The sequence below is a fragment of the Lysinibacillus sp. CTST325 genome (assembly GCF_054665055.1).
Window position 1 is genome coordinate 120,692 of sequence record NZ_BAAFHO010000010.1, and the last position, 13,199, is coordinate 133,890.

9 protein-coding genes are annotated in these 13,199 nt (G+C 37.3%); 8 read left to right on the forward strand and 1 reads right to left on the reverse strand.

Features of this window, described 5'->3' with window-relative positions:
- Positions 1–97 precede the first annotated feature (97 nt).
- Positions 98–721, forward strand: coding sequence for an FMN-dependent NADH-azoreductase (locus tag ACYQ73_RS19865; RefSeq protein ID WP_460014048.1), 624 nt, complete (start codon positions 98–100; stop codon positions 719–721).
- A 306-nt stretch (positions 722–1,027) separates the two neighbouring features.
- Entirely contained in the window at positions 1,028–3,388 is a 2,361-nt protein-coding gene (locus ACYQ73_RS19870) for a bifunctional 2',3'-cyclic-nucleotide 2'-phosphodiesterase/3'-nucleotidase (protein WP_460014049.1), read from the forward strand.
- Positions 3,389–3,417: 29 nt separating this feature from the next.
- Here the strand turns inward: ACYQ73_RS19870 and ACYQ73_RS19875 are convergent, their stop codons facing one another.
- A complete protein-coding gene (locus ACYQ73_RS19875; protein WP_460014050.1) occupies positions 3,418–3,786 on the reverse strand; it encodes a DUF2500 domain-containing protein in 369 nt (122 codons plus the stop codon).
- Positions 3,787–4,742: 956 nt separating this feature from the next.
- On the opposite strand from ACYQ73_RS19875, the gene ACYQ73_RS19880 reads away from it, so the two are divergent.
- The 6 genes from ACYQ73_RS19880 (at position 4,743) to ACYQ73_RS19905 (ending at position 12,986) form a co-directional block, all read left to right on the forward strand.
- Positions 4,743–5,048: a winged helix-turn-helix transcriptional regulator gene (locus ACYQ73_RS19880; protein WP_460014051.1), complete on the forward strand. Its 306-nt coding sequence runs from the start codon at positions 4,743–4,745 to the stop codon at positions 5,046–5,048.
- Between the two features lie 239 nt (positions 5,049–5,287).
- The gene (gene murB, locus ACYQ73_RS19885) at positions 5,288–6,202 is read left to right on the forward strand and encodes a UDP-N-acetylmuramate dehydrogenase (protein WP_460014052.1); all 915 of its coding nucleotides are present in this window, start codon (positions 5,288–5,290) and stop codon (positions 6,200–6,202) included.
- 56 nt (positions 6,203–6,258) lie between these two features.
- A complete protein-coding gene (locus ACYQ73_RS19890) occupies positions 6,259–7,014 on the forward strand; it encodes an exodeoxyribonuclease III (protein ID WP_460014053.1) in 756 nt (251 codons plus the stop codon).
- A gap of 608 nt (positions 7,015–7,622) precedes the next feature.
- Positions 7,623–9,986, forward strand: a complete 2,364-nt coding sequence (locus ACYQ73_RS19895; protein ID WP_460014054.1) for a penicillin acylase family protein — start codon at positions 7,623–7,625, stop codon at positions 9,984–9,986.
- 524 nt (positions 9,987–10,510) lie between these two features.
- The gene (locus tag ACYQ73_RS19900; protein ID WP_460014055.1) at positions 10,511–10,882 is read left to right on the forward strand and encodes an ArsR/SmtB family transcription factor; all 372 of its coding nucleotides are present in this window, start codon (positions 10,511–10,513) and stop codon (positions 10,880–10,882) included.
- Complete coding sequence (locus ACYQ73_RS19905) at positions 10,863–12,986, forward strand: heavy metal translocating P-type ATPase (RefSeq protein ID WP_460014056.1); 2,124 nt, start codon at positions 10,863–10,865, stop codon at positions 12,984–12,986. The genes ACYQ73_RS19900 and ACYQ73_RS19905 overlap by 20 nt, the downstream gene beginning before the upstream one ends.
- The last annotated feature ends 213 nt before the right edge of the window (positions 12,987–13,199 follow it).

Genomic DNA, 13,199 nt, shown 5'->3' on the forward strand with positions numbered 1-13,199 from the left:
GTCTACTAGCGTTGACTTTTTTCGTAAATTTTTTTAATATACTTATATATCTTGAATTCGAGATATTAAACTTTGATTTTAAGGGAGAATTTATATAATGAATGTATTAGTAGTAAAAGCTAACAACCGACCAGATGGTATTTCAACAAAAATGTATGACACATTTATGGAAAATGTACAAGGTGTAGATGTAACGACTTTTGACGTATTCGCAGAAGATATGCCTTATTTCGGTCAAGATCTTTTCAATGCTTTTGGTAAAGTTCAAAACGGTGAAGCGTTAACTGACATTGAATCACGTCTTTTAGCAGCAAAACAAAAAGCTATGGATGCTTTAACTGCAGCTGATGTTGTTGTATTTGCTTTCCCACTTTGGAACTTAACAATCCCAGCGAAATTACAAACTTTCATTGACTACGTATTCCAAGCTGGTTATACATTTAAATATAATGAAAACGGTCAATTAGAAGGTTTAATGACTGACAAAAAAGTAGTTATTTTCAATGCTCGTGGTGGTTACTATTCTGCACCTGAAGCACAACCAATGGAAATGTCAGTTAACTACATCAAAAATGTTGTTGGCATGTTCGGTATGGAAATTATCGAAGAGGTTATCATTGAAGGTCATAACGCGTCACAAGATAAAGCTCAAGAAATTATTGCAAATGGCCTAGAAGCGGTTAAAAAAGTAGCTCAATCTTTACAAACTGTAAATGCATAATAAATTATTTTTTAATAAAAGTTCTCTCTAATTTGAGAGGACTTTTTTTTATTTCTTTCATAGAGGTATGGTAATGGTGAAGAGGTCTAAAATATTGGTATTATGCGCATATTCCTGATTTACATTTAATAACATCATATTGGTGAAATAAATGTGAAATGATATTAATCTATTGTTTTTAAGTAAAGTGTTTTGTTATTTGGTTAAAAATACATACAATTGGGACTATTCGTTCAGTTAATAAAGCAATTAGTATAATATAATAGAAATTGTAGGAAAATATTAGATTTTTAAGGAGGGTGTTTCATGAACAAGAAATTAATGACTAAATTCTTGGCGATGTTACTTGTTCTATTCGCGGTCTTACCATTTGGACTATCCGCAAATGCTGCATCAAACGATGTAACGCGTGGGGATTATGTGAAAGAATTAGTAGAAAGCTTAAATGTAGAGCTAGGTGATGGTTCCAAAATTGCCTTCACTGACGTCTCTAAGGATTTAGCCCCGTATGTAGAAAAAGCAGTAGAACTGAAGCTTATTAAAGGTAAAACTGCGACATTGTTTGGTCCAAATGATAAATTGACACGTCAACAAGCATTTGTTATTTCTGCTCGTGGATTAGTCAATGAAAACGCTCCACTTTCTGTATTAGCTCAGTTTAAAGATGCAAATCAAGTTGCAACAACACATAAGCAAGATATAGCGAATGCCGTTGCTGCAAACATATTACAAGGCTTTGAAGATAACACAATTCGTCCTGATGACTATGTAACAACTGAGCAAATGCAAAGTATTATTGAACGTTTTGTAGCCGAATATAAATTACCTACATCTACAACTAAAGTAGATCTTCAAATTTTAGGAACAACAGATATTCATACAAATCTTGCAAATTATAATTATTTTTTAGATACTGAATCAGCTGATATAGGTTTAGCAAACACAGCAACATTAATTGAACAAGCCCGTGCTGAGAATCCAAACACATTATTATTTGATAATGGCGATTTAATTCAAGGAACGCCACTAGGATCTTATAAAGCGTTGGAGAACGTTTTAAAACCAGGTGAAGTTCATCCAGCTATTGCAGCACTAAATGCACTGAAATATGATGGTGGAACTTTAGGGAACCATGAGTTCAACTATGGTTTAGCGTTTTTAGATGAAGTATTAAATGATGCAAAATATCCAGTCGTAAATGCAAACACATACGACGCTAAAACGAAAGAGCTTATGTATACACCTTATGTAATTCTTGATAAAGAGGTTGTAGACAATAAAGGTAAAAAGCACACACTTAAAGTTGGCGTTACAGGTATCGTACCTACGAAAATTGTTGAATGGGATGCTATTCATTTAGCAGGCAAAGTAGAAATGCAAGAACCAGTTGAAGCGGTGAAAGAGGTTGTACCAGAAATGCAAAAAGCAGGTGCAGACGTAATTGTAGTACTTTCACACTCAGGTATTGGTGAGGATTCTTACGTAAAAGGTAACGAAAACGTTGGATATCAAATCTCTGAGATTGAAGGGGTAGACGCTTTAATTACAGGTCACTCTCATTTGACATTCCCAGGTGACTATAAAAATCTTAAACATGTTGATCAAGGAAAAGGGACAATTAACGGAGTTCCTACTGTAATGGCAGGAAGCTATGGTAGCTATCTAGGAGTCATTGATTTAAAACTAGAACAACAAGGCTCTAAATGGGTTGTAGTGGATGGACAAGGGTCTCTCCGTTCTATTAAACAAGAAGGCTTACAACCATCTAAAACAGTTTTAAATGCAATTAAAGAAGCGCATGAAGGTACATTGAAGTATATTCGTCAGCCTGTTGGCGAGACAACTGCACCAATCCATAGCTACTTCTCAATGGTTCAAGATGATTCTTCTATTCAAATTGTGACACAAGCTCAAAAATGGTTTATTGAAAAAGAATTAAAGGGTACTGCTGATGAAAACACACCAATTCTTTCTGCTGGTGCTCCATTCAAAGCAGGTTCTCGTAACAACCCTTCAGATTATACAAACATTCCTGTAGGTCCGCTTGCCATAAAAAATATGGCGGACATCTATTATTACGATAATACGGTTGCAACGATTAAAGTAACTGGTGCGCAAGCAATTGAATGGTTAGAAATGGCTGCTGGTATTTTTGCAACAATTGATCCAAATAAAACGGAAGAACAAAATATTATTGACCCAGAGGCACGTTCTTACAATTTTGACGTATTAGATGGTTTAACATATCAAATCGATGTAACGTCTCCAGCGAAATATGATAGTCGAGGTATTCTGGTAGACGAAAAAGCAAACCGTATTAAAAACGTACAATACAACGGTAAACCAATCGATTTAAATCAAGAATTTATCATCATTACGAACAATTACCGCGTGGGTGGATCTTATGGTGCAACATTTAAAAATAAAGATGCCTCTAACCTAACAAACTATGCTTATGAAAATCGCCAAGCTGTAATTGATTACGTGATGGAAAACAAAACAGTTAATCCTGCTGCGGATAATAACTGGTCATTTGTACCGTTCCCAGCAAATACAAAGATTATTTACAACTCCGCAAAGGCTGCACAAAAAGTCATTCCAGCAGGTAGCAATATCGAATATTTAGGAGATACAGAAGGCGGCTTTGGTAAATATTTAATTAAGTAATAATGAAATGTTAAAAGGAGAGTGCGTTGTTAAACGCCACTCTCCTTTTTTTGTCGCTCAAATGTATGATAACGTGTTCCTTGAAATGTTAATAAGCCAAAGTCACCTTCTGCAAGCTGCCCATAATCACGACCGTTCATTTTTAATTCTAGACGATCGCCACTTTGCACTTCGAACGTTACATAGTACGATGTATAGGCACTAGAGTTACCAGAACCTCCACTAGTATTAGAACGTTTTGTTACGACTTTAGCGGGTACTGTTAATAATGGTTCATTGTTGTTTTTCGACCATTGTAAGACACCTTTAATAATAGTAAATGCTATAATACCGAACACGATAAAAAACATTATTGAAATAAAACTGGGTACAAAAGTGAATTCATCAAACCCAACCATAAAAGGCCTCCAATCTATGAAATATGAAATATTATGCTTGAAGTCGTTATAAAGGCGGATGTCACGGAAACAGAAAGGACTCAAGCACAAAACCGATTCCGGATGCATTGTTTATCTGTAGCGACAGCTACAATTATGCCGAGGCATAATTGATTAGTTAAATCTCCATGTTTAGCAAATTTCTTGTCGTCTAGTTTTTCAATATATGTAGACGTAAATAAAATTTTTGGATAAATGTCAGCGTCAAAAAAATCAGGGAGTTACAAGCACATCACAATCAAAGTTTTTCGTAAAGACACTAGCAACAGCGATTGTGAATGAAATGTTTGCACTCGCCATTTATTCAATGTCTGAAAAAGCTATTCTGCATCGTACGATTCAAATACACCATATATTTTTGTTATCATCATATGTCGTACAGAAAAGCCCCCTAAAACAGTATCTTACACGAATAATAAATTAAACAATTCGGATATTCAATGAGTATTTAGAAAAAATGAGAGAATATTACATTGATTGAAGTTTATTTTGTTAATATTTGACATAAGTATAAAAACTATGATCCGTGCAATGCAGGTTCGTCAACATAACGTCAATTTTTCTTTTACAAAGGAGATAAACCATGGAAGAAGTCATATTAATAAAATCATGCGCATCTATATAGAAGTAAGTTGCGTTTACATTGCTGTACCATGACTCTCCCCTAATCGGACGGTCATGGCTAATTTCTATGCCATCATGAGTCTTAACATTCATACTAGAGACTGTATCCATAAGGGGGTAGTTACCTATTTAAAAGTTGAATCTAAAGTAAATCCCAAAAATGATAACTCCTCTAAGTTACAATTAGTAATTAAATGAAAAACAGTTAATAGATTATCATAAGTAAATAAGTTACTTCAAATTTACTTTTTTAATAATAATCGTTACAATAGAGTACATAAGAGGTGAAAAAAATGAGTGAGTCAAATTTATGTCCTCGATTAGCTAAAGCAATGGATTTAATTGGAAAACGTTGGACGGGGCTAATTTTATATCAATTATTAGACGGACCACAGCGCTTTAATGAGATTGAATCTTCATTACCTGTAAGTGGACGTTTATTATCCGAACGTTTAAAAGAGCTTGAAAAAGAAGGACTTGTTGAACGAAAAGTATATTCAGAGGTACCAGTGCGTGTTGAGTATTCTTTGACGGATAAAGGTTGGGCATTAGAAGGAGCAATCCGCAATATCGAATCATGGGCAACGAGTTGGCTTTAACTTCTTTCAATAGAAGATAAGTATGAAGTCTATCTCGAAATTTTTGATGGATAGATAAACATTGGACATATGTAATACGAATGACCATGAATTTTCTTTATTATATTCATCATCTCTACTGGGACCCCTCGCTCCCCGATAAGGCGAGAAAAAAATAACCTTCATTTTACTTGTCAAATTAGGGTTCTAAATCCATACTAGTGTAGAGTAAGAAGGACGTTAGAAAGGAATTAGCTCTCATGACAAAAGAACAATGGGCGACGGATTTAGCACAGAGTGTTAATCCAGCCAATATTAAGTTAGATGAATCATTACAGCAATATACTATGACAAAATTAGGCGGTAAAGCGGATGTTTTCGTTCTCGTTGAAACAGAGGAAGAGGCAGCAACGGTTATTCGCTATGCCCATAAGAATAATATATCTTTATTAATGTTAGGTAATGGATCTAATATGGTCGTTCGTGATGGCGGTCATCGAGGAATCGTTGTTACATTTTCATTTTTAGATGAGATTCGCATTAATGGTGACCATGTTTACGCGCAAAGCGGTGCACTTATTAAGGATGTATCGAAACTGGCTGCGGCAGCATCTTTAACAGGTTTTGAATTTGCATGTGGTATCCCTGGCTCAGTTGGAGGAGCTATGGCAATGAATGCAGGTGCATATGGCGGTGAAATTAAGGATATTATTATTTCTTCGAAAGTATTAACAAAAGAAGGCGAAATTTTAATATTATCGAAAGATGAACTTGAACTTAGTTATCGTCATAGTATCATTGCCAAGAAGGGGTATTATGTATTATCATCCGAATTTCAATTAGCAAAAGGTGTACAGGAAGAAATTGATGCAAAAATTGCTGATTTAACGTTTCAGCGAGAATCTAAGCAGCCGTTAGAATACCCATCTGCAGGAAGTGTTTTTAAGCGCCCACCAGGTTACTTTGCTGGCAAGCTTATTCAAGATAGTGGCTTACAAGGTAAAGGCGTAGGTGATGCAGAAGTATCAACGAAACATGCAGGCTTTATTGTTAATAAAGGTAATGCAACAGCTACTGACTATATTGCAACAATCCAAATGGTACAACGAGTAGTTAAAGAAAAGTTTGGCATCGACTTAGAAACAGAAGTGAAAATCGTTGGTGACGAATTATAGGATACTACGCCCTTCGCTAATGGTGGAGGGCGTTTTTTTGAGGAGTGAAACAGAAAATGAAGTTTATATCATGGAATGTTAATGGAATTAGAGCCTGCTTAGGTAAAGGATTTTTAGATTTCTTCAATCATGTAGATGCAGATTTTTTCTGTATTCAAGAAACAAAATGTCAGGCTGGACAAGTGGAGATATCTCTTGAGGGATATGAGCAATATTGGAATTATGCAGAGAAGAAAGGTTATTCAGGTACAGCCATCTTTACAAAACATACCCCACTTGCAGTACATTATGGTGTTGGTGACGATGAATCGCAGGAAGAGGGGAGAATTATTACACTAGAGTATGAAGATTTTTACTTAGTAAATGTTTATACCCCGAATTCACAGCGTGATTTAGCTAGACTACCTCTTCGTTTAGAATGGGAGGATCGATTAGCGTTATATTTAAAAGAGTTGGATTCTAAGAAGCCTATAGTCTACTGCGGTGATTTAAACGTCGCACATATGGACATTGATTTAAAAAATGCGAAGTCTAATGTTGGTAATTCAGGTTTTACATATGAAGAACGTGCAAAAATGACGGAGCTATTGGCAAGTGGTTTTGTAGATTCATTCCGCTACATGTATCCAGATACAACAGATCACTATACATGGTGGTCTTATATGAATAAAGTACGCGAGCGTAATATCGGATGGCGTATTGACTACTTTATTGTTTCTGAAAGACTAAAGAACAACATAAATGAGGCTAGCATTCATTCACATATTATGGGCAGTGATCATTGTCCAATTGAATTACAACTTAATAACTAAGATTTATGAACAATAAAATGATCAATTAAAGTATGGCTCTTCGGCAAAACGAGGGGTTGATTTCCGTTCCGGCTGGGCGCTTTGTTGTTGCTGTCGCTACGCTTTCGCACAGAGCAAAGCTTCCTGGGGGCGTCCAATGAGCCGCTTCGCTCCGCTGCAGGGTCTCGGGTCAACACAATGTTGGTCACGAAGGCGTTATCACAGGACGTGATGGTTTTAGCCTTCGTTCCTCTATTGCTGGTCCCCAAGGAGTCGCCCAGCCTCCACTCCAATCAACCTCTTCACATATCTTTTATCTTCTGGCACGACAGTCTAATTTTTAGTGATAGAACGAAACTTTTGCAATATAAATATTTTGTACGAAAGTGAAGTGTAATGGAAACATAGGTAGAGGAAGTGCGTTCGCGGGGAAGCTATTAGCCTGGAATGGAAACCATCTATCTATAACATTCACAAAGAGCCCCTTTAATATGACAATAGTTTTTCAACACCATAAAAAATCGTATTTTCTAAAGGAAATACGATTTTTTTTATACTGCAAAGCAATAAACATTAAACTTCGAATCTTTAAAAGGTAAAAGAATATATTGCAAAAAGGGGGTCAGGATGTGAGAAAGTTTACATGGAAAAAGTGGCTACTGGCTATAGCGGGATTTTTAGCTGTAGTAGCTATTGTCGCATTTATTGGATTTACATGGTTTATGAATAAATCAAAACCAGTAATTGAAGGAGAGCTTTCAGTGAGCGTGCTAAATCAGGATGTAACTGTCACAAGGGATGACAAGGGAATCCCTCATATTTTTGCTAAGACAGATGCAGATTTATATCGTGCACAAGGCTATGTTCAAGCGCAAGATCGACTGTTTCAAATGGATTTGGCACGAAGACAAGCTAGTGGTCGTTTGTCGGAAATAATTGGTGAGGCAACTATTGATACGGACAAACATTTCCGAACGTTTAGCTTGCGTGATGCAGCTGAAAAATCATTATCTACCTATGATGCAGAAAGTAGACAGGTACTTGAGTGGTTTGCAGATGGCGTCAATGCTTTTATTGCACAGGCTAAGAAAAATAATACATTAAGCTATGAATTTGCATTACTAGGCTACGAACCGGAGAAATGGTCCGTTGTAGACTCTCTTACTATTGGTAAATATATGGCCTATGACTTAGGGGGTAATTGGAATACGCTTGCGTTCCGTCATTGGGCTTTACAAAACTTTGGTGAAGAAAAAGCTAAAGAATTATTTATAAAGTATCCTGAAAACGCTTCATCTATTATCAAGGCAAATAAAGAAAATCCCGTAGCCGTGGCAGGGCATTTTAAGGCAGAAATGTTGCCAAATGAATTTAACGGCAGTAATAACTGGGTTGTATCGGGGAAGAAAACAAAAAATGGTACGCCAATTTTAGCGGATGATCCACATTTAGGATTAAGTACACCATCTATTTGGTATCAAATGCATCTACAATCTCCTGAGCAAAATGTGAGTGGCGTAATCTTTGCAGGTGTTCCGGGCATTATTTTAGGCCACAATGATAACATTGCATGGGGGGTAACGAATGTTGGACCTGATGTACAGGATTTATATATTGAAATACCAAATCCGAATAATCCAGCACAATTCCGCTATGATGGCGAGTGGGAGCAGGCAGAGGTACGTAATGAACCGATTAAGGTAAAGGACGGCGAAACAGTAGATTTTGAAGTCGTTGTCACACGTCACGGCCCAATCATGACAGATTTAGCTTTTAAAGATACTGAGCCTACAGCACAATTTTCGATGCAGTGGACGGCACTGCAACCAACGACAGAACTACGTGCAGTGCTAGGCTTTAATAAGTCAAAATCCTGGAGTGAATTTGAAAAAGCATTAGAAGATTTTAAGGCACCAGCTCAAAATTTTGTTTTTGCATCAAAGGATGGCACAATTGCTTATAAAGCGAATGGTCAAATTCCGATTCGAAAACAAGGGGACGGGCAATTACCGGTACCGGGTGATTCTAGTGACTATGGGTGGGAGGGCTTTATCCCGTGGGATGAACTTCCGACTGTAGTAAATCCAGATGAAGGTTTTATTGCAACAGCGAATAATGAAGTTATTGGGGAAGAATATCCTTATCATATAACAGATTTCTGGGCACAGCCTTATCGTTTTGAACGGATTAAGGAAGTTTTAGCGGCGAATGACTCTTTCACGGTGGAAGACATGATGAATTTACAAATGGATCAGCATAACCTATATGCTCGTGAGTTTTTACCATATTTATTAACATCAATAAAAGTACAAGATCAGGATGGAAAATATAAAGATGTTATTAAATTATTAGAGAATTGGAACATGGTAGATGCAAAGGATTCAGGGGCGCCATTAGTGTTCCATACATTAATGGAAAAGTTACAGGAAGTGTTATTTAAGGATCAGATGCCAGAAGATATGTATGAATTAATGTATGGGAAGTTTAATATTACAGACCAGCTTTTACGTACAGCTTATGCCGGTAAGAAGAGCATATGGATTGATGAGCAGGGTGGAGTAGATGCAACAGTTTACAAGGCGTTAGAGCTCACTGTCGCACAAATAGAAGATCAATTCGGAAAAAACGTATCGAAATGGAAATGGGGTAACTTCCATCAGCTTACCTTTGACCATACATTAGGTAAAGCTTCGCCGATTCTTGCAGCATATTTTAATGCTAAAAAGGTTCCTATTGGTGGTTCAAAGGTTACTGTTCAAGCTGCTGATAATGACTTAGCTGGAAATGTTAATCATGGAGCATCATGGCGCTTTGTAGTAGACGTTGGTGATTTGAGTTCAGCCTATCATATCGTTGGTCCCGGACAGAGCGGACATGTAAAATCGGCTTGGTATCAAGATCAAGTAATGGATTGGGCTAATGGAGATTATCATCAAACGTTTGTGAAAAAAGAAGATATTAAAGGTAAAACGTTACGATTAAAAGCACAATAGGATGAGAGGATATAAGAATCTATAGGTTTTTATATTAAGACAACATGGTTTCTCAGCAAAACAAGTGGTTGATTTCCGTTTCGACTGAGCGCTTTCCTGGGGCGTCCGATGAGCCGCTTAGGCCAACAGGATGTTGGTCACGAAGGCGTTATCACAGGACGTGAGCCTCCGTTTCTCTATTTGCTCGCTTCCAGGTCTCATCTGTGACGCTGATCCCCTAGGAGTCGCTCAGTCTCCGCTCCAATCAACCAGTTCACTAGCGTGCCTATTAGTGTATTGAGTGACTACTTTACTATTATGTTGTTGAATCTTCACTTTTTAATATGACATCTTAATTCATTCGAAAAAAGTTATCACATTGAAGTGATAGCTTTTTTACTTTTATATTTATGAGTTAACAATTTAAATAAAAGTATTTTTAAATCTGTGATATAAATCATTTACATTCAAATATTCATTTGAATATGATGGAATATTATGTTATAGTGAACACAATCAAACGAACATTTGAATGAGGTGAGGAAATGCCAAAAGAAGTATGTGAGATAACACATGTTCATGAAGAAGCTGTCATTAAGGTCCAACAGCAAATGCCAGATCTATCAGGAGTAGCAAAATTTTTAAAGGCATTATCTGATGAAACAAGACTTAAAATTGCGTATGCCTTAACGGTCAAAGATGAATTATGTGTTTGCGATGTTGCTTCCATTATCGGCTCTTCAGTAGCAACAGCATCGCATCATTTACGTTATTTGAAAGATAATAATTTAGCGAAATCCTATCGTAAAGGAAAGCAAATGTACTACTCTTTAGCTGATGAGCATGTGTATCAAATTGTAACGATTGCCTACGAACATGTGAAAGAGGGGATTGTAAATGGCAGCGACACCAACTAAACAAGAATACAGGCTACAAAACTTATCCTGCGCCAGCTGTGCAGCAAAATTCGAAAAAAACGTGAAGGCTATTCCCGAGGTCCAGGATGCACAAGTGAATTTTGGTGCTTCTAAAATAATGGTTATTGGTAATATTGAAGTTGATCAGCTTGAAGAAGCAGGTGCCTTCGACGGCATAAAAGTATCCCAATCAACAGCAAGAACAATTGAAAAATCAACACCTTTTTATCGAAAAACAGAAAATATATTAGCTGGAATCTCCTTGCTATTCATAGTGCTTGGATATGTGTTTGGAGCAATGCGTAGTGAAACTGAGCCACTAACTATTGGGATGTTTATTATCGCGATTCTAGTCGGGGGAATTGGAATTTTTAAAACAGGTTTCCGCAATCTAGCACGCTTTGAATTTGATATGAAGACGCTGATGACCATTGCAGTAATCGGTGCAGCCATTATAGGAGAATGGGAAGAAGCGGCCGTTGTTGTCTTTTTATTCGCTGTAAGTGAAGCACTAGAAGCGTATTCAATGGATAAGGCGCGTCAATCGATTCGTCAGCTAATGGATATTGCTCCACCAACAGCAACGATAAAGCGAGCGCATGGCGAACATTTCCATGAGATGGAGTTACCAACGGAGGAGATTGAGATTGGTGACATTTTAATCGTTAAACCTGGTCAGAAGATTGCAATGGACGGAATTGTAGTTAGTGGATTGTCAGCGGTGAATCAGGCAGCGATTACAGGTGAATCTATTCCGGTCAGTAAAACAGTCGATGACGAAGTATTTGCAGGAACTCTAAATGAAGAAGGCGCCCTAGAGGTTCGTGTGACAAAGCGAGTAGAGGACACAACAATTGCAAAAATCATTCATCTTGTTGAAGAAGCACAGGCAGAAAAAGCACCTTCACAGCAATTCGTTGATCGCTTTGCGAAATACTACACGCCTGCAATTATGATTGTAGCTTTACTTGTAGCGGTTATCCCTCCTTTATTTATAGGTGATTGGCAACATTGGATTTACCAAGGATTAGCTGTCCTTGTTGTAGGTTGTCCATGTGCATTAGTCGTTTCTACACCAGTTGCTATTGTTACGGCAATCGGGAATGCTGCTAGACAGGGTGTTCTTATTAAAGGCGGAATTCATTTAGAGCAGCTTGGTCATATTGAAGCAATAGCATTTGATAAGACAGGAACACTTACAAAAGGTCAACCTGCTGTAACGGATATTTTTACATCGCAAAAGATGTCTGAGGATTATGTTTTACAGTTAGTTGCGGCAGTTGAAAAGCAATCACAGCATCCATTAGCTAAAGCAATTTTACAGGCATTGCACGAGAAAAATTTAACAGAGCTTTTACCAACAGACTTTCAATCCGTAACAGGCAAGGGTGCCTACGCAACGGTAGATGGTAAAATAATCTATGTAGGGAGTTTAAAATGGATTGCTACATTAACGACTGTTGATGAAATGATAAAAAAACAGGTTGAAAAACTTCAACAACAGGGTAAAACAGTTGTAGCAGCTGTTAGTAATGATCAGTTTATAGGGATGATAGGTATTGCTGATCAATTACGTCAAGAAAGTAAAGATGTCTTGAATAAATTAAATGTTTTAAAAGTGAAGCATAAAGTTATGCTAACAGGTGATGCAGAGCCAACAGCACAGGCAATTGCAACTTCTTTAAATATGACAGATGTGAGAGCAAGTTTATTACCAGCAGAAAAATTAATGGCCATTAAAGATTTACGTGCACAGTTTGGTGCAGTAGCGATGGTAGGAGATGGTGTCAATGATGCACCTGCACTTGCCTCAGCCGATGTTGGTATTGCAATGGGAGGTGCTGGTACTGATGCAGCACTAGAAACTGCGGATATCGCATTAATGGGTGATGATTTAACGAAGCTTCCTTATACGATTGGCTTAAGTAGGAAAACATTACGCATCATTAAAGAGAACATTATATTTGCCTTAGCGCTAAAATTAGTTGCCTTGTTACTCGTTATCCCGGGATGGCTAACATTATGGATTGCCATCTTTGCAGATATGGGTGCTACGTTACTAGTCGTGTTAAACTCATTACGATTAATTAAAACTAAGAAATAGTGAATAAGTTATAATCTGGAGGAAGTGTATAGGGAATATAACTTCTTTCAGCCGAAATCTCCCACCTCTATAGGTGGGAGATTTCGGTTTTAAGTTACCTTTTCAGCAGGTGTCCAAACATCCGCTGCTGACGCTTCGCTTTCGCGCAAAAAACATTTGTTGGCCTAAAGCCTCCGGTGGATGTCACGGAATCGGAAAGGAGTTCAATATAGG

What these genes read in the sequence shown, in the direction of transcription:
- ACYQ73_RS19900 (WP_460014055.1), top strand. Translation starts at nt 10,511, where the DNA reads ATGCCAAAAGAAGTATGTGAGATAACACATGTTCATGAAGAAGCTGTC.
- ACYQ73_RS19870 (WP_460014049.1), top strand. Translation starts at nt 1,028, where the DNA reads ATGAACAAGAAATTAATGACTAAATTCTTGGCGATGTTACTTGTTCTA.
- ACYQ73_RS19865 (WP_460014048.1), top strand. Translation starts at nt 98, where the DNA reads ATGAATGTATTAGTAGTAAAAGCTAACAACCGACCAGATGGTATTTCA.
- ACYQ73_RS19880 (WP_460014051.1), top strand. Translation starts at nt 4,743, where the DNA reads ATGAGTGAGTCAAATTTATGTCCTCGATTAGCTAAAGCAATGGATTTA.
- ACYQ73_RS19890 (WP_460014053.1), top strand. Translation starts at nt 6,259, where the DNA reads ATGAAGTTTATATCATGGAATGTTAATGGAATTAGAGCCTGCTTAGGT.
- ACYQ73_RS19875 (WP_460014050.1), bottom strand. Translation starts at nt 3,786, where the DNA reads ATGGTTGGGTTTGATGAATTCACTTTTGTACCCAGTTTTATTTCAATA.
- ACYQ73_RS19905 (WP_460014056.1), top strand. Translation starts at nt 10,863, where the DNA reads ATGGCAGCGACACCAACTAAACAAGAATACAGGCTACAAAACTTATCC.
- murB (WP_460014052.1), top strand. Translation starts at nt 5,288, where the DNA reads ATGACAAAAGAACAATGGGCGACGGATTTAGCACAGAGTGTTAATCCA.